Genomic DNA, 26,285 nt, shown 5'->3' with positions numbered 1-26,285 from the left:
TCCGGATCGTGCCGACCTCTGGGTCGACACAGACCGGGAAATCGCTCAAACAGTCCGTATGAAAAGTTTTTGTTGACCGCTCTGTGACGTAGGAGTATGGAATACGACGACATGCTCGACCGGGCGATAGAGGAGACGCCCGAGATTGACGGCACAAGCGAGCGGTTCGAGGTCCCCGATCCAGACGTCCGACAGGAAGGGAACGTCACCGTCTACGAGAACTTCCAGTCGACGTGTTCCCGGCTCGGACGCGAGGACGACCATGTGATGAAGTTCCTCCAGAACGACCTCGGGACGAGCGGCCACATCGACGAGAGCGGTCGAGCGCGCCTGACCGGCGAGTTCGATGCCGACCGTATCGAGGCGTCCATCGACGAATACGTCGACGAGTTCGTGCTCTGCTCGGAGTGTGGCCTGCCGGACACGCAACTGGAACGGGAACAGGGCGCGCTACTGCTCCGCTGTGAGGCGTGTGGCGCACGCTCGGCGACGAGCGAGTAGTTACTGCAGCCCTTTCAGCGTCTGCAAGTCGTTTTCCGTGCGGGTGAAAACGGCGAGCCGATGGCTCGCGTGGCAGTTCGGGCAGTGGAACGTCGTGTCGTGTCGCGGCAAGTCTGTCGGCGTCGACTCCCAGTCTTTCTTACACTCAGGACAGAGCAATCGAACGTACGCTTCCTCCATGTATGTTACTCACACACATATTCAACGATAAAAAGCCTTGGCGTCTCCCCATTAGTCTGCCTTCACCCGGGCGTCAGGCCGGAAGGTCCTCGGCTTCGAGGAGTTCCTTGTACCGGTTTCGGATAGTCACTTCGGAGATGTCGGCGACGTCGCTGACTTGACTCTGTGTGACCTTCTCGTTGGTCAGCAACGCGGCGGCGTAGACGGCCGCTGCGGCGATGCCGACCGGCGATTTGCCGGAGAGCATCCCCGACTGGCGAGCACCTTCGATGAGGTCCCGTGCCTGCCGCTGGGTCTCCTCGCTGAGTCCGAGGTCGGAGATGAACCGCGGGAGGTAGTGTTCCGGGTCCGCCGGCTGGACTTCGAGGCTGAGTTCCCGGACGATGTACCGGTAGGTCCGCGTGAGTTCCATCTTCTCGACGCGGGAGACACGGGCCATCTCGTCAAGCGACCGGGGGTTTCCGGCCATGCGAGCGGCCGCGTACAGCGCGGACGTCGCGACGCCCTCGATAGAGCGTCCCGGGAGCAGGTCGTCACCGAGCGCGCGGCGGTAGATGACGCTGGCCGTCTCGCGGACGTTCTGGGGGAGCCCCAGCGCGGAGGCCATCCGGTCGATTTCACCGAGGGCCTGCTTGAGATTGCGCTCCTTGGAGTCACGGGTACGGAACCGCTCGTTCCAGGTCCGGAGCCGCTGCATCTTCTGGCGCTGCTCGCTGGAGAGGGAACGTCCGTAGGCGTCCTTGTTCTGCCAGCCGATGTTGGTCGAGAGGCCCTTGTCGTGCATCATGTTCGTCGTCGGCGCGCCGACGCGGGACTTGCGGTCCTTCTCTGCGGAGTTGAACGCCCGCCACTCCGGCCCGTGGTCGATCTCGTCCTCTTCGACGACCAGCCCACAGTCCTCACAGACTGTTTCGCCGTGTTCGGAGTCCGTAACGACGTTACCACTACATTCGGGACAGGACTCTACGGCTTCCTGCTCTGTCGGTTCGGATATTTGCTCGTCTCGTTCTCGTGTGCTCGTCCGCGTTGGTGATTCACTCATGATTGGGAGTTCTGTTCTGCCGGGTGCAGAAATTTTAAGACTGTTTGGGGAAACTGTCTTACCCTATAGTTAGTCCGTAAAGTATATAAATCTTTCGCCAAATTTCCGCGGGAACCGCCGGACAGCGGAGTGATAGGGTATGACATGGCCCGCCGTACGGCTATATAATCTTGGTGGTTATCGCCGCCGTCCGTGCACAACGCATAAATGGGGGGCTGCACCCCCGTGTGACTCCATGTGTGCTCCGTCGAACGACCAGGCCTCACCTCGATACGACCGCTCCTGATCGGTCGGGGGCGGGTGGGTCCCGGAATTACCGGGTCAGCGGGAGTCACCGTGTGGTTCCGCACATCGTGGGGGAGTGATGAGATATAAAAAGCGATGTTACCAGCCGATACATTTTACTTACAATTACATACCAGATACGTACATCCATGCGACGACAGAGCTCATTTGAGGGATGCCGCGGCAACCGCTCAATCGAGCGAGATCCAGGCCAGAAACAGCAGCCCTCCGAGCTCCAGTATCGCGACGAACGTCATCACGCGACCGGCGACGGGGCGATGGTTCGCAACAGTACGGCGATCTGCGGGTCAAGCACGCAGTAGGCGAACAGGCAGTACTCGGCGAACAACGGGTATTTATCGGTCAGTTCGGAGTTTCAGACAGTGAACAGGTGTCCCTCGGTCGGAACGTCGAAGAGTCCGATGCGTGCGCCCGCGTCCAGCCACGCATGCCCGTACGAGAACGATGCCAGCGCGTTTACGAGGTCGTCGTCGTCTCTGAAGTGGCGACCGTCCGCCAGATACGCCGCCGCCATCTCTTCACACTCCAGAGCGGCGTCGTGCATCGGCGTCCCTTCAGGTGGCGCGACTGATGCCGCGTCAAGTGCCTCCGCGAGCAGTCCCTCGTAGCGGTCGGTCTTCTCTTCGAGATCTGCGGCCATACCCTCAGCGAACGGTGGCAGCGGCCTAAGCGTGTCGTCCCGATGCGAGTTCGGCGCACGACAACACAAGCTAAATACGGCCCGGTAGTCTAACTTGGCTAATGACAGAACCGGTCGAACACCGACGACTCATCGTCGCTGGCACGGGCGCAGCGGGACTGACAGCGGCAATCTATGCAGCCAGAAGCAACAACGACCCACTCGTTCTGGAAGGCGACGAACCGGGCGGCCAGCTCACGCTGACCAGCGAAGTCGAGAACTTCCCCGGCTTCCCCGAGGGGCTCTCCGGTCCGGACCTCATCAACAACATGAAAGAGCAGGCCGAGCGGTTCGGCACCGAGCTGAAACACGGCATCGTCGCCGACATCGACGACAGCGAGCGGCCGTTCCGCGTGGAACTGTCGAACGGCGACGTCTACACCTGCGACGCCTTCATCGCCGCCTCCGGAGCCAGCGCCCGGACGCTGGGCGTCCCCGGCGAGGACGAGCTGATGGGCTACGGCGTCTCGACGTGTGCCACCTGCGACGGCGCGTTCTTCCGCGGCGAGGACATGCTCGTCGTCGGCGGCGGCGACGCGGCCATGGAGGAGGCCCACTTCCTCACGAAGTTTGCCGACACCGTCTACATCGCCCACCGCCGCGAGGAGTTCCGTGCCGAGGACTACTGGATCGACCGCGTCCAGAAGAAGGTCGACGAGGGCGAGATCGAGATCATGCGGAACACCGAACTGCTGGAGATGCACGGCTCGCCCGAGGATGGCGTCGACCACGTCACCCTCGCACAGAACGACGAGGGCCATCCCAGCGAGAAGCTCGACGACGACGGGACCGAGACCTTCGACTTCGACGTGGGCGCTGTCTTCATCGCCATCGGCCACACGCCCAACACGGAGTACCTCGAAGACACCGGCGTCGAACTGGACGATACCGGCTACATCCAGACCCACGGCGGCACCGGCGGCGACCAGACCGCCACCGACGTCGACGGTATCTTCGGTGCCGGCGACGTGGTCGACTACCACTACCAGCAGGCCGTCACCGCCGCCGGAATGGGCTGTAAGGCCGCCATCGACGCCGACGAGTACCTCGAATCTGAGGCCGAGGCCGCCGCTGACACCGAGTCCGAAGCCGCTGCGGAAGCCGACGACTGACGGCCAACCGAACGTTCTGGTGTTTCGTTCCCACATCCACAGACCCTTTAGGATAGCCCCCGGAGTCGATGGCATGGCAACTGACACTGTCACGCTGACTATCGACGACGGCGAGGAAAGCGACGAACTCACAGTCCCGAGCGAACTCGTTGACATCCTCCGAGAGTCGCCGGACGAGACGGACCCGCAGGTCGTCGGCGACATCGCGATGTTCGGCATGACCCAGCGGATTCACAGCGCCGTCCACCACGCCCAGGGCGAACCGGACGAGCAGATCGTCGCGCTCGAAGAAGAGACGAGCGAACTGTTCGAGGAGCGCTTCGGGCAGTCCTTCGCCGAGCTGACGGGCCACGACCACTAACTTCCGGCTGACTCAGTTTCTAGAACTGCCAGTGGAGGACGATGCCGTCGTCGACCCGTTCGACGCCGGCCAGCTCCGGCTCCGGGAAGTCCTCGATGAAGCCGTCGCCGTCGGCCAGCGTCGGCGCGTCCCGGCCGCCGATGACCTTCGGGCCGATATAGACGAACAGTTCGTCGACCAGTGCCTCCTCCAGCAGGCCGAAGATGAGTTCGCCGCCGCCTTCGACCATGAGCTGGTCGATACCGTCGCCCTCCAGTTTCGCAAGCGTCGTCGTCAGGTCGACCTGGTCCTGACCGGCGGCGATGACGTACGCGCCGGCGTCTTCCATCTCTTCGATGAAGTCCGGCGGCGCGGCTTCGCTGACGAGGAGGTAGGTCTGGGCGCGGCCGTCCAGCACTGTCGCATCCGGCGGCGTTCGGATGCGGGAATCGGCGACGACGCGTGCGGGGTTTTCCGGCTCGCCGCGATCGGCTCGGGCGGCGCGGCGGTCGGCGTCGTCGACGGTCAGTGAGGGGTCGTCAGCGAGAATCGTACCGACGCCGACCATCACCGCGTCGCTGTCAGCTCGAAGCTGGTCGACGCGGTCGAAGTCGTCCGGGCCGGAGATAGCGATCTGTTCGCGGCGGCGGGAGGAGAGCTTCCCGTCGACACTCATGGCGGCGTTGACGACGACGTGCATACTCGTTCGTGCCGGCGACACGTCAAACGGCTTTTGGGTTACAGTCAGGAGGACGTTGTTTCGGGGCGCTTCGACAGCTTCCGGACGTCGAGTTTCTTCACGGTGCCGTCGGCGGTTTTCAGCTTCAGCACCGTCTTTTTCAGTACGAGTTCCTCGACGTCGAGCGTCGTCTCCGTGCTCCAGCCCCGGAGCCTGACCATCCCTTCCTCGTCGATTTCGAGGAACGTGCGGGGCTTGCGCTGGGACCCCATCGTCCACTCCTCGTCGCCGACGGAGAGTTCCTGCCCGCCGCTTTTCGCCCAGCGGAACACGCAGGCGAACTGCTCGCGGGGCTCGTCACCGCGATCGTGGTCGACGCGGGTCCACTGCTCGAAATCGACGCCGAAGTGGGCCGCCCACAGCTCCAGATACTCGAAATCGAACTTCTTCTTGCCGTCGTTGTTCCGACCGCTCCGCCAGATGACGTGGGACTCTGACGGCTTCGACCCGAACATGCTACCCATAGTCAGGCCCCCGGGCGGCTGCCGTCATTATTTAATCTGATACCATAAGTCGCGACCGGTCTAGTATCGCCAATGACGTACTTTTTGGCCGTTTGAAACGTCCCAACACAGTCAGAGCACATACCGTGAGAGATTACAGTATCACAAATAAGAATTGTGGGCGATTTTGCCCGGACGTGAGACACCGTCGCTCGTACGGCTGGCCGAAAACGCTTTTGAGTGCTCCCGTCGAACCGTCAGTCGATGTCTCTCGAAGACCATGCCGAGGAGCTCGCCTCCGACCTCGGTGTTGACAAAGAGGAGGTCACACGCGACCTGGAAAACCTCGTGAACTACTCCGTCCCGATGGACGAGGCCAAGCAGAGCCTCAGACGGAAGTACGGCGACGGCGGCTCGGGCGGCGACGGCACGCCGTCGAGCAAGGCCATCAGCGAGGTGTCGACCGACGACTCGAACGTGACGGTCACCGCGGTGGTGCTCACGTCGGGTCGTCGCTCCATCCAGTACAACGGGGAACAGCACGTCATCCGCGAGGGCGAACTCGCCGACGAGACGGGGAAGATATCCTACACGGCCTGGGACGGCTTCTCGGGCGACCTCCAGCCCGGCCAGACCGTCCGGCTCGGCAACGCCGGTGTCCGCGAGTGGGACGGCCAGCCGGAGCTCAATCTGGGCGACAGCACCGACCCCGAGGTCGTCGACGAGACGCTCGACATCGACTACGATGTCGGCGGCCGCGCCACGCTGCAGGACCTCGCACCGGGTGACCGCGGCATCACTGTCGAGGTACAGGTCCTCGAATGTGAACAGAAAGTCATCGACGGCCGCGACGGCGAGACGACGATTCTCAGCGGCGTCCTCGGCGACGAGAGCGGCCGGCTCCCGTTCACCGACTGGGAGCCTCACGACGAAATCGAGGAGGGGGCGTCCGTGCGCCTCGAAGAGACGTTCGTCCGCGAGTTCCGCGGCGCGCCATCGGTGAACGTCTCCGAGTTCTCGGCGGTGACCGCGCTTGACCGTGCGGTCGAGGTGGCCGAATCGGCACCCCGGATGTCCATCCGAGAGGCCGTCGAGAGCGGCGGGCTGTTCGACGTGGAACTGGCCGGCAACGTCATCGAGGTGCGGGACGGCTCCGGCCTCATCGAGCGCTGTCCGGAGTGTGGCCGCGTCATCCAGAACGGCCAGTGTCGATCCCACGGCGCGGTCGAGGGCGAGGACGACCTGCGGACGAAGGCCATTCTCGACGACGGGACCGACACTGTCACCGCAGTACTTGATGACGAACTGACCGCCCGCGTGTACGGCGGTGACCTCGACGACGCCCGCGAACACGCCCGCGACGCGATGGACAAGGAAGTAGTCGCCGACCGCATCAGCGACCGCATCGTCGGCCGCGAGTACGTCGTCCGCGGGTCGCTGTCGGTCGACGAGTACGGCGCTAACCTCACCGCCTCGACCTTCGTCGAGGCCGACGACGACCCGGCGACGCGTGCGCGGACCCTCCTACAGGAGGCAGACGCATGAGCGAATCCGGCGACAGCGGCCCCGGCCGCCGGGAGGTCGCCCATCGGCTGTTCGCCGCGGAGTTCGACGACGCCGACTTCTCGTACTCGGAGTCCGACGAGGAGCGCGCGCCGAACTACGTCGTCACGCCGACCGGCGCGCGGGTCAACCGCCTGTTCCTCGTCGGCGTCCTCACCGAACTCGAACAGGTCAACGACGACGTGCTCCGTGCCCGCGTCGTGGACCCGACCGGCCCGTTCGTCATCTACGCCGGCCAGTACCAGCCCGACGAACTGGCCTTCCTCGAAGCCGCCGACCCGCCGATGTTCGTCGCCGTCACGGGCAAGGCCCGGACCTTCCAGCCCGACGACAGCGACCGGGTGTTCACCTCGGTCCGGCCTGAGAGTATCAGCGAAGTCGACGCGGACACGCGGGACCGCTGGGTCGTCCAGGCCGCCGAGCAGACCGTCTCGCGTATCGGCCGGATGGCCAGCGCGAAACAGGCCGGCCTGGCCGGCGACGAACTCAGACTCGCGCTGCTGGACCAGGGCATCGACGAGAGCGCGGCGGCCGGCATCACGCTCGCACTGGACCACTACGGCACGACCGGCGACTACCTCGACGCGCTCCGGACGACGGCGCTCGACGCCGCTCGCGTCGTCGCCGGCGACACGGACGAGGCGCAAGGGCTGTCGCTGTCACCGGGCGACGGGACCGACGACCCGACTCCGCTGCTCGCCTCCCTCGACCTCGATACTGACGTTTCCACGCCGGCAACGACGACGGACGAGGCAGGCACGGACGCGACGGCCGACGAACCGGCGACTGAGTCCGAAGCCAGCGAGCCGGCGACGGAGACGACGGCTGACGAGCCGGTGGCCGAGACGACAGAGAGCGCCACGGCCACAGACGAACCGGCAACAGAGCCGGCGACCGAGGACGCTGCCACCGACGAGACAACGGACGTTTCGGAGTCGTCGCCGTCGGCGACGGAGCCCGAGACCGTCGATACCGAGCCCGAAACGTCGACGACGACTGCGTCCGAAAGCGATCCGGAGCCGTCGTCCGGAACTGACGGTGAGGCGGGCAGTGGGGCGCTGGCGGAGAGCGACTCCGACGCCGACGCCACCGAGCCAGAGCCAGCTACGTCGACGGCCACGGACAGCGACACAGCGGCGGACGCGGACGACGACCTCGGCGAGTTCGATCCGGAGTTCGAACTGGATGAGGACGAGCGCGAGGAGATCGAGCAGGAGTACGGCACCGACTTCCAGACGGGCACGGAGGTCGACGAGCCCGGCGAAGCCGGCATCGAGACGCCGGACCCCGACGAGGAGGTGCCCGCCGAGGCGGACGCGGGCACGGAGGGTGACAGCGAGCCGGAGACGGAGCCCGCCTCCGCAACCGAGTCAGAGACAGCGTCGGAGCCGGAACCGGAGACAGTGCCAGAAACAACACCGTCGGCTGAAGGGGACACATCGGCGTCCGGGCCGGAGACGACCGCAGAACCGGCGGCCAAAAGTGACGAGGGTGACGACAGCGGCGCGGAGCCAGCCGAGGACGTTGACCTCGAAGACGCCGTCATGGAGGTCATGGAGGACCTCGACGACGGCAGCGGGGCCGACCGCGAGGAACTGCTGGCAGCGGTCGTCGACCGCTACGGGGCCGACGCCGACGCGGTTGACGACGCCATTCAGGACGCTCTGATGGGCGGTCGGTGTTACGAGCCCGACGACGGCAAGCTCACACCGATATAAAACCGACGGCGGTTCACAGCCGGTTCCGAGACCGACTCGGAACCGAGCCGCGGTGCTTTTCTCGCCAGACGGCCAACACAGGATCGATGCGTGTTGAACCGCTGCCCGGCGCTCCAGCGGCCACCGTCGATACTGACGGGGAGCGACTGCTGGCGGTGGCCGATTACCACGCCGGCATCGAAGCGGGGCTCAGATACGAGGGCGTCGAACTCCAGTCGGCCGCCGAGGACCGCCGCGAGCGGTTGCTGACGTGTCTGGACCGCGCCCGTGCCGACCGGCTGGTGGTCGTCGGCGATCTGGGCCACGCTATCGGCGACCCGTTCGACGACGAGCGGGCGGAACTCGCGGCGCTGTTCGACGCCCTCGACGTGCCCGTGACGCTGGTGAAAGGGAACCACGACGGCAGCCTGGAGCCGGTTCTGGCCGACCTCGACGCCGATATCGAGGTGACGCCGGGACACGGGACCCGCATTGGTTCGGTCGGGTTCGCCCACGGCCACACCTGGCCCGCACCGGACGTGCTCGAAGCCGACGTTCTCTGTGTCGGCCACGAACACCCTGTCGTTCGACTTGAGGACAGTGTCGGCGGCGCACAGAAAGAGCGGGCCTGGCTCCGCGGCTCGCTGGCGACTGATCCCTTTGCCGAGCAGTTCGACCAGCCGGTCGACGACGCGCCGGATATCGTCGTCTTTCCTGCCTTCAACGACCGCTCCGGGGGGACGTGGGTCAACGTCGACGGCCAGGAGTTCCTGGCTCCGTTCCTGCCCGAGGGCATGACGGATGCCGAGGCGTTCCTGCTCGACGGCACGCGGTTAGGGGCCTACCAGCGGGTCTGAGCGGGACACAACCTTGGAGTGGTTTTCGATGTGTGGCTCAAATTCCCGGTAAATGTGTGATAGATAAAACAGCAGGCCGGAGGGTAGGAGTGGCAGCCGTCTCCTTTAGACGTCGCCGTTGATGATGTCCGCGACGTGCTGGCGGTCAAACATCTGTTCGCTCTCCGGAACGGACTCACCGGGTTCAGGGGGGGAACCGAAGATATCCGGATAAATCTGTTTTGCCGTAAGCTCGATCTGAAAGAGATTGAAAATCGGCCCCTGAGTCGTCGTCCCACCGAGATACACCCGGTCGTTCTGAGCAGCCGTGATGTTTTTCCCAATCGGGTGGCTGCTGAGCGCTAAGAACTTCTCAGAACGGCCACCGGGACTAACCCACTCGTGATTGTAGATGACCACGTCAGGATCAGTTTCGACCATCGCCTCCATGGAGAAACTTCCCGAACCGTCCGCGAGTTCCATATCTTCAAACGCCCCATTCGCACCCAGAGGTCGAGTATGCGCTTTCCCCCATCCCGGACCGTTCAGCTTGTGACGTCGGAAGGTGTCTTTTGTTGGACTGTAAGTTACAAGCGCAACTAGCGGCCGGTCTTTCTGTGGCGGTAGTTCCGCCTGTATCTCCGCCACCATTTTATTCCGAACGCGAGTTAGCGCCTGACTTCTCTGACGTACCTGATATACCTGTGCGAACTTGTCAAGGAGTTCCCAGAGTGAATAATATCTATATGGTTGGTCCCCTTGATATCCGTGAGCACGGCTGTACCAGTTGTTGAAGAACGGAGCGACGTTTCGCTCGACTTCGTCAATAGCAGCTTGCGACAAAGAGTTCGTTTGCGTTCGAAAGACTGGATCGATGTGATGGACATCGGCATCCAACTCGTATAACAGCTCCTTGGAGAACGACCCACCCAGAAGTTGTGTAAGGTCGCCTGTCTCGAATTCGACACCCGGCAACTCGTCATAAAATCCAGTGTAGTACTCCTCGGGATATCCGAGGGTGATAATTCGGTCCTGCTGACCAAGAGCAACAAGATGGTCGGCAACATTGTTGGAGATCAGGACCGCTGTTTCAGGGACACTATCGAACTCCACTGTTCCGACTGGGGCCATCCTCACCGAGTACGAGTCGCCCGCCGTGGATGTCGTGGCTCCTGTTACGGTATTGGTCGGTGTTGACGCCTCTGTGGTCGGCGTGTCATCTACCCCTGCGTTCTGACTTGCAGCACAGCCTGCAAACAAACCGCTAGTGGCGATCACACCGCTATACTTCAGGTACTCCCGTCGAGTCGTTCTCTCGTGGCTGTTATCGTCGCACGGCATATATTTTAGGCTAGCCTAAAAAGACTTAGTCTCTTCTGTTCTAGCTGTCTGGAAAGATTACAATCGAGACCAAGTAGATAGAACCCCTTCGCATGTCATTGCTTCCGTTGTCCCAACCAGCCCACAAATTCTATTTCTATTCAGATTCACTGGGAGGTCGCGAGGAATGATATCTGGAGTGTGTTCGGATGGCGAGACAGTGGCTCCAATCCGAAACACTTCTTCAAGTAGTTCTGCCGTCGGGATCTCCTCGGGCACGAACCGGTCCGTCTCTGAGTGCGACCATTCGGTCGGCGGAGCGTGCCGCCTGTGTAATATCAAAGTTCACCCAATTTCTCCTTCTTTCGCATCAGATAGAGGAAGTACGGTCCCCCGATAAGACCGGTTACAATACCAACCGGAATCTGAACAGGACTTAGCGCTAAACGAGCACCGACGTCGGCAGCCACCATCATTGCCGGTCCGGCGAAGACACAGCCGATAATGAGTTTCTTGTACTCACTTCCGACAATGTTGCGAACTACGTGTGGAACGATCAGTCCGACAAACCCGACTAACCCCGCTACAGTGATACTTGCAGCGGCCGAAAGCACCGCTATACCTGCCATCGCAAACCGAACTCTTTCAACGTTCATTCCGAGAGATCCTGCCGTATCCTCTCCGAGCAAGAGTACGTTGAGCTGGCGAGAACTGACCAGCGAGAGCAGAATACAGATTCCGGTAAACGGCAACGCCATCCGGACCTGTGCCCACCCCGCTCCAACCAGAGAGCCCTTGGTCCACTGCATCGCGGACTGAATTATTGTGATGTCCTCCGCGAAAAAGAACAGTCCAGATTGAACTGAGCCGAATATTGTCCCGACGATAGTCCCCGCCAGTATTAGACGCACCGGTGAAGTCCCGTTTTTCCATGCGATCGCGTAGACAAGCAAGAACGCACCGGCACCACCAACCGCGGCGAATATTGGTAGCAACATGAGCATTCCCGGGAAGACGACCAGTACAACGAGGATCATCAGCCCCGCACCCGAAGAAACGCCGAGGATGAATGGACTGGCCAGCTCGTTTCTCGTGATTGCCTGGAATATCGCTCCCGAAACGCCGAGGTTCATCCCGACGAGGATAGCAACGAACACGCGCGGCAGCCGACCGTTCCAGATAATCGACCCACTGTTGCTCAAACCATGCACAGGTTCCCCGAAAAAGAGTGATTTCATGACTTCAAAATTGAACAGTATATCTGGGTCAAGTACAGTTTGCCAGGCCTGTGAAACCGTCATTTTGTACGCGCCGAAGGTGACCTGAGCAAGTCCACACGCCAGGATGATGAGAACACTTCCAAGACAAACCGTAGCTAACTGCCCGTCTACCCACCAGAGCCATCTCTCCCGGCGACTGGCTGGGCCCGACCCGGTTGAAGTCTCAGTAGCCATGACGACACCCCTTTCTCGGCCGCGAAACAACCTGAATGATAGTACAGTCCATATCTTTAGGGTTGCCTAAATAGTTCATATGCCTTGCGGATTTAGGCCAACCAAAAGGAACGGTAGTTCGTCATCGGCGCGTCAGAAGGCCTGGACATCAACAGCTCTGATCAGAGATGGCCAGTCTACAGTGAGACACACTTAGTCGTCGTTCGCTTACAGTGCGTGTGTCGAACCAGCCGTTTCGGCATTGCTACCCCTGACTGAGCGACGGATCTCTCCCGTGGCTCGCCGATAGGGAGTGGTGCCGCTCTGTTGCAGCACCGGACCCCGCGTACTTTCCCACGGTCACTCCGTCCAGAACGGACAGAAATCGAACGGTTCGTCGAGATACATACTCTGAATCTACGGAGAAATAGTTCGATGGTCGCCTATCTCCCGAGGCTGTGGGGGACATCTGGACTCGGTTACGTCTCTGAAAGGTCCGCTTCGAGTTCGTCGACCAGTTCGGTGTTGCCGAGGAACGTCGGCGTCCGGTCGTGGATACCGTCCGGTTCGACGTCGAGTAGGGACTGCGAGCCGTCGCTTGAGGCCCCGCCGGCCGCCTCGACGAGGTACGCGAGCGGCGCTGACTCGAAGTGGACCCGGAGCTTGCCGTGTGGATACCCCGTCGTCGCCGGATATCCGAACAGCCCCCCGTACTCAAGCACCTGCGCCAGATCGGCGACAGTCGCCCCGCCGTAGCGGAGCTTCAGGTCCCGCTCGAAGGCCTGGGCGATGTCGTTGAACTCGTCGCTGCGCTCGCCGGTCTTGCCCGCCAGCCCGACCACTGTCGGCTCCGCCGGCAGTTCGAACTGGCCCCAGCGCTCGCTGTGACCGTCCCGGAGGAGGTGCTCCTGAACGACATCGCGGTCGGACCGTGCGATTGTCAGCGTCGTGTACGGGCCGTACAGTACCATCAGCGACGCAACCATCGAGCGCCCGCTCGCCGGCAGTTCGGCGTCGTAGACCCCGATTATCGTCCCAACGGAGTTGTTCGAGGCGAGGTTCGAGGAGCCATCGAGCGGGTCGATAGCGATACTGTAGCCCTCGCCGCAGTCGACCACGTCGCTGCGCTCCTCGCTCGCGTACGCGCCGATACCGTCGATGTGTGCGAGCGCGTCGAAAAACAGGTCGTCGGCCCACACGTCGCCACCGACCTGTTGCTCCCCGCTCGGGTTCTCGCCGGCCGACCTGTTGGCGTAGTTCGCCAGGTTCCCGCTGACGTAATGTGCCGTATCCTTCACCGCCCGTTCGATCTCGTCGAGCGTGTTCACGGTACATCACCGACCGCAGTTGTACAGGCGTCAGTCATGGTCGACATATCCCATGGCAACGACATAAGGCTGTACCCGGCGCTCCCCTGCAACGCGGACAGCGCCTCGATTTCTGACCGCGTGCGAGAAGGGGTGACACAACGTGTTTAACCCGGAGTAGTCGCTAGAGAGGGGCGATGACTGACGGGGTCGCTCGCGGCGATGACGCCTTTACCGCACTCGGTCCGGCCGTCCGCAGTGCGCTCTCCGAGCGCGGCTTCACGACGCCGACCGACCCCCAGCGGAAGGCGATTCCGACCCTGGCCGCCGGCCGGGACGCGCTGGTGGTCGCCCCCACCGGAACAGGAAAGACGGAGACGGCGATGTTGCCCGTCTTCGACGCACTGGCCGAATCCGAAGACCGATTCGGCATCGGCGCGCTGTATATCACGCCGCTGCGGGCACTCAATCGCGATATGCGCCAGCGCCTCGACTGGTGGGGCGAGACGCTCGGCCTCGAAGTCGACGTCCGCCACGGCGACACGACGGACTACCAGCGCCAGAAGCAGGCCGACGACCCGCCGGACGTGCTCGTGACCACGCCCGAGACGCTCCAGGCGATGCTCACCGGGTCGAAGCTCCGGACGGCGCTCGAAGACGTGAACCACGTCGTCATCGACGAGGTCCACGAACTCGCCGCGGCCAAGCGGGGTGCGCAGTTGACAGTCGGCCTCGAACGGCTCCATGAACTGTCAGGGCAGTTCCAGCGTATTGGTCTTTCGGCGACCGTCGGTGACCCACACGAGGTCGGCCGGTTTCTCACCGGCGGGCGGACGTGTGCCATCAGAGAGGTCGACATCGGCAGCCGGCTGGACATCGAGGTGGTCCGGCCTCAGATCACCGACCGCGACGAGGAACTGTCGAGCACGCTCGTCACCGATGCAGGAACGGCCAGCCACGTCCGCTACATTGCGGACCTCATCGACGAGAACGAATCGGTCTTGCTGTTCGTGAACACCCGACAAACAGCGGAGGCGCTTGGCTCGCGGTTCAAAGAGTTGGGAACCGATCTCGGCGTCCACCACGGCTCGCTGTCGAAGGAGGCTCGCATCGACGTGGAGGACCGGTTCAAGGCCGGCGACCTCGACGCCCTGCTGTGTACCTCCTCGATGGAACTGGGCATCGACGTGGGCCACGTCGACCACGTCGTCCAGTACGGCAGCCCCCGGCAGGTGTCCCGCCTCGTCCAGCGGGTCGGCCGCGCCGGCCACCGCCGCGACCTCGTCTCCTCGGGAACGGTCGTCACGACAGACACCGACGATACGCTGGAGGCGCTGGCGATAGCGAGACAGGCCGAAGCCGGCGATGTCGAACCCGCCGAGATCCACGACGGGAGCCTCGACACGGTCGCCAACCAGATCGCCGGGCTGGTGATGGACACCGGCGAAATCCGGGCGATGCGCGCCTTCGAGATACTGACCCGCGCGTACCCGTTCCGGGACCTCGACGAGGCCCAGTTCAAGCAGGTCATCGAGGAACTCGCGGCGAACAACGTCATCTGGCTGGACGAGGACCGAGACACCCTGGAGAAGCGCCGCGGGACCTGGCAGTACTTCTATCAGAACCTCTCGATGATCCCTGACGAGGCCACCTACGACGTGGAGGACGTGGCCTCGGGCCAGCAAGTGGGAACCCTCGACGAGAAGTTCGTCGTCAACTTCGCCACGCCCGGCGAGGTGTTCGTCCAGCGCGGGGAGATGTGGCGCATCACGAACATCGACGAAGAAGAGGAGGTAGTGACCGTCTCGCCTATCGAGGACCCCGCCGGCGAGGTGCCCTCCTGGGTCGGCCAGGAGATTCCCGTTCCGAGGGCCGTCGCCGCGGAGGTCGGCGAACTCCGTCGCGTGGCCGGCCGGCAGCTCCAAGACGGCGCGGACACCGACGCCGTCGCCAGGGACGTGGCGACTCGCTACGCCGCCGGCCCGGAGACCGTCGCCGAGGGACTTTCGCAGGTCGAGAAGCACGAGGGGCCGATTCCGGACGACACGACCATTCTGGTGGAGTTCCACGGCCGGGAGGTCATCGTCAACGCCTGCTACGGACACAAGATCAACGAGACGCTGGGGCGAATCCTCTCGGCGCTGCTCGGTCAGCGAGCGGGCGAATCAGTCGCGATGGAGGTCGACCCCTACCGGATTACGCTGGAGGTCCCGCGCCGGATCACCGCCGGCGATGTCATCGAAGTCATCGAGGACACCGACCCCGACCACCTCCCGGCGCTGATCGAACTCAGCCTCAAGAACGCCGACGCGCTGAAGTTCAAGCTCGCGCAGGTGGCGACGAAGTTCGGGTCGCTCAAGCGCTGGCGGGGCCGCGGGTCGACTGACTTCGGCCGCGACCGCCTGCTGGCAGCGCTTGAGGACACGCCGATGTACGACGAAGCCCTGCGCGAGGTGCGCCACGAGGACCTCGCTATCGAGGCGACGGCCGATCTCCTCCGAGACATCCAGCGCGGCGACGTCACGCTCGAAACCGTCGGCGAGCACACGCCCATCGGGACCGGTGGCAGTTCCTCCGGGCGGGAACTCCTCTCACCGGAGAACGCCGACGCGAGCGTCATCAAGACCGTCAAGGAGCGCATCCAGAGCGACCGCGTCATCCTCATGTGCCTGCACTGCAAGGACTGGGACCGCAAGCAGCAGGTCAAGCGCGTGCGGGAGCAGCCGACCTGTCCGCAGTGTGGGTCCACCCGCATCGCCGCGCTGAATCCCTGGGCCGAGGAGGTCATTTCGGCGGTCCGGACCGACGACAAGGACGACGAGCAGGAGAAGATGACCGAGCGGGCCTACCGCTCGGCCTCGCTGGTCCAGAGCCACGGGAAGCGAGCGGTGGTCGCGCTGGCCGCCCGCGGCGTCGGGCCGCACAACGCCGCCCGCATCATCAACCGCCTGCGTGAGGACGAAGACGAGTTCTACCGGGACATCCTCCGGCAAGAGCGGGAGTACGCGCGCACGCAGTCGTTCTGGGGTTGAGGGCGGCAACGTACGCCAGCGGGCTAACTCAGTTCCCGAATCGCTTCCGCGAGTCGTGGCTCGATAGCGTCAGGCTCCGGTGCTTCTATCGTGAGTCTCGTGTGTCGCTCGTCGGCGTCGGTCACCTCCGAGAGCAGGCCGGCGCTGCGGTCGACCTCCAGGTACACCGTGAGCCCGTCGTCGTCGAACACCGGGACAATCTCGACCTCGTCGACCTGATCGGAGAACTCGCCGCGCTGTGGTCGGAACTCGAACTCCTGGGCGAAGTTCGCAGAGGTAGTGAACAGACTGCCAGCCGTCGCCTCACAGGCCGAGGCGTGGAGCGAGAAGCCGAGCGAATCCAGCGCGTCGAACACCGCTTGCGTGCGGTGTGTCGGTTCGACTTCGATGTAATCCTCGTCGCCGGGGTCGACCGCCATCGAGATGTCGAGGCCGGTCTCGATTTCGACGGCCGTCGAGCGCGTAGTCACCGGCGTCTCCCGGGGAATCTCGATAGTGGTCTCGAAGCGTCGTTCTTCGCCTGCTTCGATAGTGAACGGCTCGGTGAGTTGCCACTGGTCGATGATGGCGTCCTTGTACCCTTCGTCGGACTTGTATTCGGTTTCCAGCGCGAAGTAGACCGCGTCGACGTCCTGATCCGTCGACCCGCCCTCGACGTGGACCTCGGCCGGGACGGATTCGCCGGCTCTGACGGTATCCGTCGGCAGAATCGTGTCTACTGTGGCCGAGCCGATGCCGATTCTGGAGAGCACGTCTTTCATTGGTGTTGTGTAATTCGACCGTCACAGAGTATAAAGTTCAGGGAGTGACGCTATCGAAAGAATGGGGTTACGAGAGTGCCCGGGCACGTCCGGCACCGGGCTGAGAGAGCCAGTTGGGCCCGTTTCACCCTGACATAGCCGTTTGGAGCCGTCGGTTCCACAGCGAACGCAACCGATCAGTCGTCTGATATACGCTGACCTATCATGACGACTCCAGCCGTGTTGCCGTCCAAGTCGGTCAGAGAGCGGCCGCTGAACTCATACGTACGGCGGTGCCCGCCGTCGGTGCGGAGACTGGCCGTGACGGTGGCTCGCCCGCGACCGAGAGACCGATCGACTGCGTCGGTAATCGCCTCCCGCTCGGCTTCGGGAAACAGGTCGGTGATCGGCAGCCCTTCGGCTGTTTGTCCGGTGTGGCCTGTAAGCTCACCCGCCCGTTCGTTGCAGTGCTCGATGTGCCCATCTGCACTAATGACAAACAGTGGGTCCTCCAGCGCATCGAGCGCTTGCTGGATGACCGCACGCTCCTCCAGTAGTTCCTGTTCGCGGTTGTGACGCTCGGTGATGTCAGTAAACGCAACGACCAGTTGTTCGACCTGGCCGTTCGAAATTATCGGCGTAGTACTGACCTCGTGGATGACTTTCCCGACCGGGTGGTCCAGTGTCAGCGTATATTCGATTGTCTCGCGCGTGATGACGCACTTCCGATACGCGCCAGCAATCTTCTGACTGTTTTTTTCGCCGAGTGCTTCCAGTGGAGTCTTGCCGATAAGCTCCGACTCCATAAGACCAGTAAACTCAAGCACTCGTGAGTTGCATCGCCGGAATCGAAACCCGTCTTCTTCGACATCAACGAGGAGGAGTCCGTTCCGCGTGTTCTCGAAGACAGCGGCGTACTCTTCTCTGGTCTGCTGCAACTGTTTTTCTGAGCGATACTGCGTGACAACATTATTGATCCGGTTGGCCAGTAGCTCGTACTGCTCGGTCCCGGATTGTTTTTGCAAGTAGTCGGTTGCACCGGCAGAGATAGCGTCGCTGGCGACTGCTTCGCTCCCCCGTCCGGTAAATAAAATAAACGGCAGTGTCTGGTGCTCTTCCCGAACAGCGTGCAGAAACTCAAGCCCATCCATCTCGGGCATCTCAAAGTCAGAAACGATACAATCGGGGAGGGTATCGTCGAGATACTGGAGCCCCTCGGCGGCACTTGTCGCAGTCTCGACGGTAAACCGGTCGTCTTTTCGTTCGAGCAGTTCGGCCGTCAGCTGCGCGAATCCTTGTTCATCATCTACATGTAGAATGCCAACGTCCCCCATATACATCCACAGGGACGGAATGGATTATTTCTTTCCATAGTTCACATCGAACGGGCAACAGAATGGTTACTGCGGCGACGGTGAATTCAACCATCTGAGTCGCTCTGAAGGGTGTGTAGCCATCGAACGGTCCGGTTACCTATGAGAGCTAGAGGGGAAAGTAGCCGGACCACTCAAAGCGCTCGGCGTGCAATGGGGGATATGACCGAGTGGCGCGATGCGTCGGACCCCGCCTGCCCGGAGTGTGGCGAGCCGCTGGAACCCACAGCGATGGCCTGCCCACACTGTGACGCGTCGTTACTCACTGACGAACAGACTGAGATGCTTGACGAACGCCTGACCGAGACGCTTGAGTCGATGGACTCCGGTGCGCCGACGTGGGCAGTCACGCTCACAGGGCTTTCGCTCGGTATCGCCATTGCGCCGCTCGTGCTGTACGCCGTCGTCATCCTCGTCGGCGATCTCTCGCTTCCCGTGGCCGTGGGTGTCCTGCTGGCCGGCTGGCTCGGTCCGGCCGCGTATCTCTCGCGGCTCCGCAACCCCAGCGAGGTGCTTGCCCGCGGGCTGTATCTCGTCGTCGCCGGTGTGGCCGTCGTCGTGCTCGCAGTCGGCTACGAAGTGCTCCTGTCGGATGGCCCATCAGTCGTCTCCGAACAGACCGCGCTCGTGTCGCTCGGTCTTGCGATTCCGGCGGCGCTGGGCGCACTCATCGCGCGCCGCGCGGCCCGCCGGGCTGACCGGCAGGCCCGCGGGGAGCCGGGGCCGCTGCACGAGCGCTTCGGTATCGACGACGACGAGCCCGACAACTGAAAACGCCTAAGCGGGCCGCCGTTGTCCACCCGTGCATGCGACTGGAGGAGTACTGGGGCATCGGCCCGAAGACGTCAGAGCTGCTCACCGAGGAGCTGGGCGTCGAGCGGGCCATCGAGGCCATCGAGTCGGCGGATACACGAGCGCTAACCACGGCCGGCCTCTCCCGGGGGCGAGCGACGCGCATCCTCCGGCGGGCGACCGGGGCCGAGTCGATGGACCTGCTCGCCACCAGAGATACCCGCGACGTGTACAAGGAACTGCTCGACCTCGCCGAGGAGTACGCGGTCACCGAGGACGCGGCGGACAGCATCCGCGTGCTGACGCCGCTGCCGACCCGCGAGGCCATGGACGAGCGGCTGGACGACGTGCTCGAAGCGCGGGACACCTGGGCCGACCTCTCCGAAGGAGACCAGCGGGCCGTCCTCGATGCGTTCGACGCCTACGACGCCGACGGGGGCGAACTGGCCGCGGTCGACGTGGCGCTGGCGCTCCGGGACACCGGCATCGAGAGCGGCGTGTTCGAGCCACTGGCGACCCTCGACGGCGAGTCACTGACGGCTGGCCGGGCGGCGCTCGCCGGCCTCGCGGGCGACGGCGAGTCCGTCGGCGAAGGGGCCGACGAGGAACTCGACCGCCTGCGCGATCAGCTTGGGCAAATCGAAGACCTCGCAGCAGCCTCGATGGAGGTCGTCGAGGCCGTTCAGGAGGGCGCACGGCGGCCCGACGAGTTCCAGGACGCGCTCGTTCGCCACGTCACGAGCGAGACAGGCATCGACGCCGCAAGGGTCCGCGACGCGATGCCCCGCGAAGCGACCGACGCACGGGATTTCGTCGACGTGGCGCTCCGGAAACTCCGTAGCACGCTCCGAAGCGACGTGCAAGAGCGCGAGGGGGCGGTCGCCGACCGGCTGGAGGACGACCTCGCGGACGCCCGCGAGGACATCGACGCCGCCGTCGCGGCGGTGGACGACATCGCGTTCTCGGTGTCGCTCGCCCGCTTCGCCATCGCCTTCGATCTGACGCGGCCCACCTTCGTCGAGGACCGCAAGACAATCGCGGTCAAGCGAGCCCGGAACCTCACCATCGCCGACGTGGAGAGCGTCCAGCCGGTCACCTACGCCATCGGCGACCACACGCTGGACCTGGATCGGGCGAACCAGCCGCCAAGCGGCGACCGGGTGGCTGTCCTGACCGGCGCGAACTCCGGCGGGAAGACGACGCTGCTGGAGACGCTGTGTCAGGTGCAACTGCTCGCACAGATGGGGCTGCCAGTCCCCGCCGAGACCGCCGAGGTGGGCATCGTCGACACCGTCGTGTTCCACCGCCGGCACGCCTCGTTCAACGCCGGCGTCCTCGAATCGACGCTGCGGTCGGTTGTGCCGCCGCTGACCGAGAGCGACCGGACGCTGATGCTCGTCGACGAGTTCGAGGCCATCACCGAACCCGGCTCCGCCGCCGACCTCCTCCACGGGCTCGTGACGCTGACCGTCGACCGCGACGCCCTGGGCGTGTTCGTCACCCACCTCGCGGACGACCTCGAACCGCTGCCCGTCGAGGCCCGTGTCGATGGCATCTTCGCCGAGGGCCTGAACCAGGACCTCGAACTCCAGGTCGACTACCAGCCCCGCTTTGGCACGGTCGGGAAATCCACCCCCGAGTTCATCGTCTCCCGCCTCGTCGCGAACGCGACCGACCCCGTCGAGCGCAACGGGTTCGAGACGCTCGCCACGGCCGTCGGCGAGGAGGCGGTCCAGCGGACGCTCTCGGACGCGCTCTGGACCGACGAGTAGCGCAGTTACGACGGCGAACCGGCGACGACTCGTTCCCCTTCGACCGCCTCGGCGACGTTGTCCAGCAGCCGCCGGACCTCTCGGCGGTTGTACCAGCGGACGAGCGGCGCGAGGAGAACCTCCGGGAGCGGCCCCGGAACCTCGTAGTCGGCCGCGTAGGTGAGCCGCGTGCCGCCGCGCTCCGGTTCGAACCGCCAGGCGATCCGCCCCGTCAGGTCGCCGCTCATCTCGTAGACGATGCGCTCGGGCGGCTTGTATGTCGAGGCACGGACCTCACCGGTGAAGGTGATTCCAAACATTTTGTACTCGTACGCAGCGCGGTTTCCGCTGTTTGGCAGCCGCTCGATACGCTCGGCGCGGGTCAGGCTCGGCGTGACGGCCGCCTGATTCGACGGCTCGTCCATGAACGCGAAGACCGTCTCGACCGGCGCATCGAGCCAGCGGTCGTCAGACGTATGCACCGTCATGTGTCATGCTTCGTACTCCAGTATCTTACACGCTCGGCCACACAGTGACACCAGACCAGCCCGGGGTCAGGAACTACTGCGACCGGTCCCGGCGGCTACAGCCGACGGGTACGGCGTGACTGTGCTCGGCTCTTCGAGTCGCGTCGCCGTCCGATGACAGCGGCGAGGTATGTTCTGTGCATCATGGGTGACTTCCCGTCAGGAGTCGAACCTGCGCCGGGCAGGGACCCGGCGTAACCGGGCGATTTCGGGAAAGCAGGAGACGGGGCGAGTTAGAGGGTTGCGCTTACGCGTTACCGGTCACGTCGAGGCGGTTGACCGCCATCACGCCGAACCCCTCCTGCAGGAGTTCGGTGCGGCCATCGGCGGTGTTCCGTTCAGCGTCAACGCGCAGGGTCAGCGACACGTCGGCGTCGACCCGGATGTCGGTCCAGGTCGGCCGCACGCTGGTCACGCGGTCGACCGCCACGTCTTCGACGCCGTCGACGGCCGCGAGGACACCGGCGACACCGGCTTCGAGGGTCTCGGACCCGCCACGCGGAACGCGCAGTGATACGTCGGCCGATACCTCGGTCGGGGGAGTCGCCTGCAGCGACATAACGCCGACGGCCGGAGTCGAACCGGGCAGGGAGGGCACTCACCAATCGAGTCGCGTCGGTCAGGGACTGCACGGGTGGCGGGCGCGTACGTCCGGCCCGGAGCGGCCGGTACAGGATTCCCACACCGGGACGATGGGGAACCCGACGGCTGGACAGCGAGATAGCTACACGACACAGTACAGGCTCCGGGGCGAGTCCCGACACGCCGACAGGCCACACTGGACGGTGTGAACCTATCAGAGCCGGCGGGCCGACCGGGAGGCGGAGCCTCACCGCTCGACAGTAAGCCCGGTCGAATCGCCGCCGCAGTGCGGCGTCCGTGAGTGGGACGCCGGTCCCACGGCAGCGAACCAGTCTATGGTGCCACGGGCGGAATTTTCACCGAGCGGGTGTCCGCAGTGGCCCGTTCCCCAATAAGGGATGCGTACTCGACCGTAGCGTCAAGGCTACGTTCGATAGCCGACCGCCCGCTGTAGAGCCAGCGAGCGAACGACGTTGGCGCGGGAACGGGAATTGCGTAGGTCATGGGTCACCACGTCGGTGAATGCGACGTATCTGTAACCTGAACCGGTGATATATTAAATCTGTTTCAGACATGGTACCAAATGACAAGTCCTTGAGCGGTCGCCGGCACAACAGCACGGCTTCAGTCGGCCGCTGCTGGTTGCTGCGTCGCAGTCGGTCCCTCGGCACTCGCCTCGCTGTATGTGGCTGTTCCCGCCAGCGTCCGCGTGGAGTTCCCCACGACGAGCAGGCTGCTGGCTGTCATCGCCAGGGCCGCGAACAGCGGGTTCAGGACGCCGAGCAGCGCTAGCGGGAGCGCCACGGCGTTGTAACAGAACGCCCACCCGAGGTTCTGGCGGACCCGCGTGCGGGTCGCGGCCGTCACCGCGAACACGTCGGGAACGGCACGCAGGTCGTCTGTTGTGACGACCGCGTCGGCCGCATCGGCAGCCAGTGACGTGCCCGACGCCATGGCGATGCCCACGTCGGCAGCGGCTAGCGCCGGTGCGTCGTTGCTCCCGTCGCCGACCATCGCGACGGTCCCGCGGGACTGCAGTCGCCCGACGACTTCGGCTTTCGCCTCGGGCGGCACCCCGGCGAACACTTCGTCGACGCCATCGTGGCGCTCGAACGGCGTGGCGGCTTCGGGCCGGTCACCAGTGATGACGACGACATCGCGGTCACGGGCCAGCGTCGAGACGACCGACTCCCAGTGCGAGCGGAGCCTGTCTCCCGCAACGAGTACGTCCTGCGCCTCGCCGTCCCAGCCGACGAGCGCTGGGACACGCCCGTTCTCAGTCGCACGCTCACACCGGGTCCGGAGGTCAGCGGGTACGTCGAACCCGAGGTCGTCGAACAGCGCTTGTGTCCCGACGACAACGTGGTCCCCGTCGACTGTCGCAGTGACGCCCTGGCCCGGGTGTTGCTCGAACTCGGAGACGGCCGCGTCCGGTACCGGGACGGCGTCCGTCACTGCCTCGGCGACGGGATGCCCCGCGAACTGCTCGACTGCGGCCGCCCGGGCCATCGCCTGTTCGTCGGCCCGCTCCAGCAGTTCCATCTCGCCGGTCGTCAGCGTGCCCGTCTTGTCGAACGCGACCACGTCCGCGTCGGTCGCGATCTCGAACACCGCATCGCCAGTGACGACGGTCCCGCCGTCCAGCGCCCGACGGATGCCGGCCGCGGTTGCCAGCGGTGTCGCCAGCCCCAGCGCACAGGGACAGGAGACCACGAGTACAGCCAGCCCGGTCAGCATCGCGTCGGTCGGCGTCGCTCCGGCGACGAGGTGCCCGCCGGTGGCGAGCACAGCCAGGACGACCACCAGCGGGACGAAGACGGCGGCGATGCGGTCGACCAGCCGCTGAACGCCGCCGCGCGTGCTCTGGACTTCCCACAGCAGGTTCGTCAGCCGGTCAACGGTACTCTCGGCGTCCGGCCCGACGCGGACGACGACGCCGCCCTGCATGACCAGGGACCCACCGATGACCTCGTCGCCGTCCGTCTTCCGGACGGCTAGCGACTCGCCGGTCACGAGCGACTCGTCGACGGCGGCGGTCCCCTCGGCCACGGTCCCGTCGACGGGGATTCGCTCGCCGGAGCGGACGACGACTTCGTCGCCGGCCGACAGCGCCTCGACATCGACCTCCTCGTGACCACCGTCGGTGCGTCGCCGGGCGCTATCGGCCCGCTGTGTCGTGAACTCCGTGAGGCGGTCCAGCGCGCGCCGCCGGACCCGGTCCTGGTAATAGTCGCCGACCGAGACTGCCATGACGATGACCGTCGCCACGTCGAAGTACACCTCTGTCCGGCCCAGAATGACGGCGACGACGCTGTATAAGAAGGCAGTCACGGCGGCCATCGCCACCAGCAGGTCCATGTTCGGCCGGCCGGCACGGAGGCTGACGTAGGCCCCGCGGAGCAGCGGCCACCCGGTATAGCCGACCACGACGCCGGTCATCACGGCCATGTTCCACAGCAGGTAGTCCCCCGCCTGCCCCGCCGGGTCGAACAACAACAGGGACGGGTCGACATTGAGGTACGCCGGGTAGAGAAAGAGGGCGTACCACAGCATCGTCATCATCCCGAAGAAGCCACCGACGATGAGACGCCCCTCCAGTTCGTACTCGTCGTCGGTCTCCGTGGCCTGCAGACTGGCGTCGTAGCCGGTGCCGGCGACCGCGTCCGCGAGGTCCGTCTCCGAGAGCGCGTCGGCGTCGTAGGTGAGTTTCATCGTCCCCGTCGGATAGCTGGCCGATGCGGCAGCGACGCCGTCGTGGTCCGTGGCCCGCGCTTCCAGAAACGTCTCGCAGGTCGCACAGTGCATCCCGTCGACAGAGAGGAACGCCGTCTCGCCGTCGGCGTCGTCCGGGTCGGGTCCAGTGTCGGCCGCGTCGCGGGTCTCCGTCGCCGGGTCGTCGAGCGTCCGCGCGACTTCCAGACAGCCGCGACAGCAGAACGTCCCCTCGACCGCGTCGTCGGTGACCGGGGCATCGACCGGCAGGTCACAGAGCGTACAGTGGGTCATGTCCAGGGCATCGGCAGGGGTGGTTTCGGGATAGCGATACCGAACGCCGCCAGCCCGTTCGACAGCGGGACGAGCGCGAGCGCGATGAAGACGACCCCGAGCACCCGGTGTAGCGTCGCGCGATGGCCCGGCGACAGCGTGCCGAAGGCGGTCCCGTAGGCGAACACCAGCGGGAACGTCCCGAGGCCGAGTGCGGCCAGCGAAAGCCCGCCGGTGAGCGCGGAGCCCGTCGCGAACGCATACAAGAACGCCGGGTAGAGCAACGGACAGGGGAGCAGCCCGTGCATCGCGCCCAGCGCGACCATCCCCGGACCGTCGACCCACCGGTCGACTCTGGCGACGAGCGACGCGGAGAGGCGCTGGAACAGGTTCCCGACCAGCGGCAGCGACCGGGCGACATCGACGGCGCGCCCACGCGAGAGATACCCGATACCGACAGTGATGATCGCGAGGCCGACGAAAACCCCGACGGCTCCACGGACAGCGGTCCCGAGGCGTGCTAAGCCGGCCACGTCGTACAGAACGCTGCCAGCAGCGCCAAGCACCGTCCCGACGAGCGCGTAGCTCAGTGTCCGACCGGCGTTGAACAGCGCGTGCTGACGTATCTCGTGGCCGGACACCGGCCCGCCGTCGTCAAGTCTATCGGCGTAGGTGGTGACTAACGGCCCGCACATCCCGAGGCAGTGGACGCTGCCGACGAGTCCCAGCCCGACGAACGCCGCGAGGCCGGCCGTCTCACCGGAACTCAGCCCCGCCGTCCCGAACTGCATATCAGACGGTACTCGACTCGGTTGGTTTTGTCATCCAGAACAGGCTGCCGGCGATGATGACGACGCTGACCAGCGAGAGCGCGACGATGGAGCGTCCGGTTCCCTGCATGTAGTACGCGACCGGCGCGAGCCCGAGCAGCGCCAGCAACGTCACGAGCCGAGGGCTTGACGCAGACATATCTGGCCGTACGTTAGAGGGATTATAAAAAGAAAC

Annotated in this window: 25 protein-coding genes; 10 read left to right on the top strand and 15 right to left on the bottom strand. The window is 64.4% G+C overall.

Annotation, left to right across the window (positions count from 1 at the left end; all coding sequences use genetic code 11):
• Nucleotides 1-96: 96 nt before the first annotated feature.
• Nucleotides 97-501 (top strand): translation initiation factor IF-2 subunit beta, encoded by a 405-nt coding sequence (locus C442_RS06510; protein ID WP_008308892.1) that lies wholly within the window; start codon nucleotides 97-99, stop codon nucleotides 499-501.
• Here the strand turns inward: C442_RS06510 and C442_RS06505 are convergent, their stop codons facing one another.
• Nucleotides 502-681: a DUF7836 family putative zinc-binding protein gene (locus C442_RS06505; RefSeq protein ID WP_004515550.1), complete on the bottom strand. Its 180-nt coding sequence runs from the start codon at nucleotides 679-681 to the stop codon at nucleotides 502-504. It lies immediately after the preceding gene.
• Nucleotides 682-754: 73 nt separating this feature from the next.
• Entirely contained in the window at nucleotides 755-1,723 is a 969-nt protein-coding gene (locus tag C442_RS06500) for a transcription initiation factor IIB (protein ID WP_008308888.1), read from the bottom strand.
• Between the two features lie 434 nt (nucleotides 1,724-2,157).
• Between C442_RS06500 and C442_RS21820 the strand changes: the two genes are divergently transcribed.
• The gene (locus tag C442_RS21820) at nucleotides 2,158-2,331 is read left to right on the top strand and encodes a hypothetical protein (protein ID WP_161606624.1); all 174 of its coding nucleotides are present in this window, start codon (nucleotides 2,158-2,160) and stop codon (nucleotides 2,329-2,331) included.
• Between the two features lie 53 nt (nucleotides 2,332-2,384).
• Here C442_RS21820 and C442_RS06495 read toward each other — a convergent pair whose 3' ends face one another.
• Nucleotides 2,385-2,669 (bottom strand): DUF357 domain-containing protein, encoded by a 285-nt coding sequence (locus C442_RS06495; protein WP_008308886.1) that lies wholly within the window; start codon nucleotides 2,667-2,669, stop codon nucleotides 2,385-2,387.
• A 101-nt stretch (nucleotides 2,670-2,770) separates the two neighbouring features.
• Between C442_RS06495 and C442_RS06490 the strand changes: the two genes are divergently transcribed.
• Both C442_RS06490 and C442_RS06485 read left to right on the top strand, forming a co-directional pair.
• Nucleotides 2,771-3,820: an NAD(P)/FAD-dependent oxidoreductase gene (locus C442_RS06490; RefSeq protein ID WP_008308884.1), complete on the top strand. Its 1,050-nt coding sequence runs from the start codon at nucleotides 2,771-2,773 to the stop codon at nucleotides 3,818-3,820.
• Between the two features lie 73 nt (nucleotides 3,821-3,893).
• Nucleotides 3,894-4,181, top strand: a complete 288-nt coding sequence (locus tag C442_RS06485) for a DUF7545 family protein (protein WP_008308882.1) — start codon at nucleotides 3,894-3,896, stop codon at nucleotides 4,179-4,181.
• A gap of 19 nt (nucleotides 4,182-4,200) precedes the next feature.
• Here the strand turns inward: C442_RS06485 and C442_RS06480 are convergent, their stop codons facing one another.
• Together C442_RS06480 and C442_RS06475 are read right to left on the bottom strand one after the other, a co-directional pair.
• Entirely contained in the window at nucleotides 4,201-4,860 is a 660-nt protein-coding gene (locus tag C442_RS06480; protein ID WP_008308881.1) for a 2,5-diamino-6-(ribosylamino)-4(3H)-pyrimidinone 5'-phosphate reductase, read from the bottom strand.
• A gap of 44 nt (nucleotides 4,861-4,904) precedes the next feature.
• Nucleotides 4,905-5,363, bottom strand: a complete 459-nt coding sequence (locus C442_RS06475) for a hypothetical protein (RefSeq protein ID WP_008308879.1) — start codon at nucleotides 5,361-5,363, stop codon at nucleotides 4,905-4,907.
• A gap of 243 nt (nucleotides 5,364-5,606) precedes the next feature.
• Between C442_RS06475 and C442_RS06470 the strand changes: the two genes are divergently transcribed.
• From C442_RS06470 to C442_RS06460, 3 genes are all read left to right on the top strand, one after another.
• Entirely contained in the window at nucleotides 5,607-6,887 is a 1,281-nt protein-coding gene (locus C442_RS06470) for a Single-stranded DNA binding protein (RefSeq protein ID WP_008308877.1), read from the top strand.
• Nucleotides 6,884-8,623: a hypothetical protein gene (locus tag C442_RS06465; RefSeq protein ID WP_008308876.1), complete on the top strand. Its 1,740-nt coding sequence runs from the start codon at nucleotides 6,884-6,886 to the stop codon at nucleotides 8,621-8,623. Before C442_RS06470 ends, C442_RS06465 begins: the two co-directional genes overlap by 4 nt.
• 86 nt (nucleotides 8,624-8,709) lie before the next feature.
• Nucleotides 8,710-9,459 (top strand): metallophosphoesterase, encoded by a 750-nt coding sequence (locus C442_RS06460; protein ID WP_008308875.1) that lies wholly within the window; start codon nucleotides 8,710-8,712, stop codon nucleotides 9,457-9,459.
• A 105-nt stretch (nucleotides 9,460-9,564) separates the two neighbouring features.
• Here the strand turns inward: C442_RS06460 and C442_RS06455 are convergent, their stop codons facing one another.
• The 3 genes from C442_RS06455 to C442_RS06445 all read right to left on the bottom strand — a co-directional run bounded on the left by C442_RS06455 (nucleotide 9,565) and on the right by C442_RS06445 (nucleotide 13,519).
• Nucleotides 9,565-10,779 (bottom strand): ABC transporter substrate-binding protein, encoded by a 1,215-nt coding sequence (locus tag C442_RS06455; protein WP_049942877.1) that lies wholly within the window; start codon nucleotides 10,777-10,779, stop codon nucleotides 9,565-9,567.
• Between the two features lie 317 nt (nucleotides 10,780-11,096).
• The gene (locus C442_RS06450; RefSeq protein WP_008308873.1) at nucleotides 11,097-12,212 is read right to left on the bottom strand and encodes a FecCD family ABC transporter permease; all 1,116 of its coding nucleotides are present in this window, start codon (nucleotides 12,210-12,212) and stop codon (nucleotides 11,097-11,099) included.
• 458 nt (nucleotides 12,213-12,670) lie between these two features.
• A complete protein-coding gene (locus C442_RS06445; RefSeq protein WP_008308872.1) occupies nucleotides 12,671-13,519 on the bottom strand; it encodes a class 1 fructose-bisphosphatase in 849 nt (282 codons plus the stop codon).
• A gap of 176 nt (nucleotides 13,520-13,695) precedes the next feature.
• On the opposite strand from C442_RS06445, the gene C442_RS06440 reads away from it, so the two are divergent.
• Nucleotides 13,696-16,530, top strand: a complete 2,835-nt coding sequence (locus tag C442_RS06440; RefSeq protein WP_008308871.1) for a DEAD/DEAH box helicase — start codon at nucleotides 13,696-13,698, stop codon at nucleotides 16,528-16,530.
• Nucleotides 16,531-16,553: 23 nt separating this feature from the next.
• On the opposite strand, the gene C442_RS06435 is transcribed toward C442_RS06440, so the two are convergent.
• Both C442_RS06435 and C442_RS06430 read right to left on the bottom strand, forming a co-directional pair.
• Complete coding sequence (locus C442_RS06435; RefSeq protein WP_008308870.1) at nucleotides 16,554-17,291, bottom strand: sporulation protein; 738 nt, start codon at nucleotides 17,289-17,291, stop codon at nucleotides 16,554-16,556.
• Nucleotides 17,292-17,467: 176 nt separating this feature from the next.
• Nucleotides 17,468-18,604 carry a PAS domain-containing response regulator gene (locus C442_RS06430; RefSeq protein ID WP_008308869.1) on the bottom strand — a complete coding sequence of 379 codons (1,137 nt, stop codon included), beginning with the start codon at nucleotides 18,602-18,604 and terminating at the stop codon, nucleotides 17,468-17,470.
• A 201-nt stretch (nucleotides 18,605-18,805) separates the two neighbouring features.
• Here C442_RS06430 and C442_RS06425 point away from each other — a divergent pair, with 201 nt between their 5' ends.
• Both C442_RS06425 and C442_RS06420 read left to right on the top strand, forming a co-directional pair.
• Nucleotides 18,806-19,414, top strand: a complete 609-nt coding sequence (locus C442_RS06425) for a zinc ribbon domain-containing protein (RefSeq protein ID WP_049942876.1) — start codon at nucleotides 18,806-18,808, stop codon at nucleotides 19,412-19,414.
• Between the two features lie 35 nt (nucleotides 19,415-19,449).
• Entirely contained in the window at nucleotides 19,450-21,207 is a 1,758-nt protein-coding gene (locus C442_RS06420; protein ID WP_008308866.1) for a MutS-related protein, read from the top strand.
• Between the two features lie 5 nt (nucleotides 21,208-21,212).
• Here the strand turns inward: C442_RS06420 and C442_RS06415 are convergent, their stop codons facing one another.
• The 5 genes from C442_RS06415 to C442_RS22055 form a co-directional block, all read right to left on the bottom strand.
• On the bottom strand, nucleotides 21,213-21,674 hold the full coding sequence (locus tag C442_RS06415; protein ID WP_008308864.1) for an SRPBCC family protein: 462 nt from the start codon (nucleotides 21,672-21,674) through the stop codon (nucleotides 21,213-21,215).
• 286 nt (nucleotides 21,675-21,960) lie between these two features.
• Nucleotides 21,961-22,272, bottom strand: coding sequence for a hypothetical protein (locus C442_RS06410; RefSeq protein WP_008308862.1), 312 nt, complete (start codon nucleotides 22,270-22,272; stop codon nucleotides 21,961-21,963).
• A gap of 647 nt (nucleotides 22,273-22,919) precedes the next feature.
• Nucleotides 22,920-25,301, bottom strand: a complete 2,382-nt coding sequence (locus C442_RS06405; RefSeq protein ID WP_008308860.1) for a heavy metal translocating P-type ATPase — start codon at nucleotides 25,299-25,301, stop codon at nucleotides 22,920-22,922.
• Complete coding sequence (locus tag C442_RS06400; RefSeq protein WP_008308858.1) at nucleotides 25,298-26,071, bottom strand: sulfite exporter TauE/SafE family protein; 774 nt, start codon at nucleotides 26,069-26,071, stop codon at nucleotides 25,298-25,300. The genes C442_RS06405 and C442_RS06400 overlap by 4 nt, the downstream gene beginning before the upstream one ends.
• A 1-nt stretch (nucleotide 26,072) precedes the next feature.
• Nucleotides 26,073-26,249: a hypothetical protein gene (locus C442_RS22055; RefSeq protein WP_008308856.1), complete on the bottom strand. Its 177-nt coding sequence runs from the start codon at nucleotides 26,247-26,249 to the stop codon at nucleotides 26,073-26,075.
• Nucleotides 26,250-26,285 lie beyond the last annotated feature (36 nt).

Source organism: Haloarcula amylolytica JCM 13557, from assembly GCF_000336615.1.
In the GTDB taxonomy this organism is placed as follows: Archaea; Halobacteriota; Halobacteria; order Halobacteriales; family Haloarculaceae; genus Haloarcula; species Haloarcula amylolytica.
The sequence above is the reverse complement of the archived record's forward strand: the minus strand, read 5'-3'. Positions and strand labels throughout refer to the sequence as shown.